Here is a 539-nt window from a genome sequence, read left to right as displayed (position 1 = left end):
GGTGGGTTCAACCGGTCAGTGCACCATGATTGATTTCGTTGCGCTTCGGGAGAACTACTCATGGCACGCATGGGTCGGCCAGGCTTATCGGCAGAGCAGAAGCGGGAACTCTGGACCCGATGGAAGGAGGGCTGGTCGCTCAGTGACATTGGCCGCGCTCTTGGCAAACATGCCGGATCGGTCTTCGGGATCGTCCTCGCCAAGGGAGGCATCGCGCCGCCTCTGAGGAAGCGGTCGAGGCTGTCTTTGCGGCCAGAGGAGCGGGAGGAGATCTCGCGCGGCCTGATGGCCGGGTGGTCGTTTCATCAGATCGCGGCTCAACTCGGTCGATCTCCTTCGACCATCTGCCGGGAAGTCAGTCGGAATGGGGGCAGAAGAAAGTATCGCGCCACCAGTGCCGACGAGCGCGCCTGGCAACGAGGCTTGCGGCCAAAGCCTTGCCTGCTGTCGGTTCACCCATCGCTTCAGCTGCTGGTCGCGGATAAGCTGCAGAACGAGTGGTCTCCTGAGCAGATCTCGGGATGGCTCAAGACCGAATA

The 539-nt window shown here is 61.6% G+C and carries 1 protein-coding gene; it reads left to right on the top strand.

Going from position 1 to position 539, the window contains the following annotated elements:
• Positions 1–60: 60 nt before the first annotated feature.
• Positions 61–539: helix-turn-helix domain-containing protein (locus JKL46_RS35140; RefSeq protein WP_201843086.1), on the top strand; the 479-nt coding region annotated here is incomplete at its 3' end.

The sequence above is a fragment of the Microvirga zambiensis WSM3693 genome, from assembly GCF_016735695.1.
GTDB lineage: Bacteria > Pseudomonadota > Alphaproteobacteria > Rhizobiales > Beijerinckiaceae > Microvirga > Microvirga zambiensis.
This window is presented reverse-complemented; position numbering and strand designations above follow the sequence as displayed.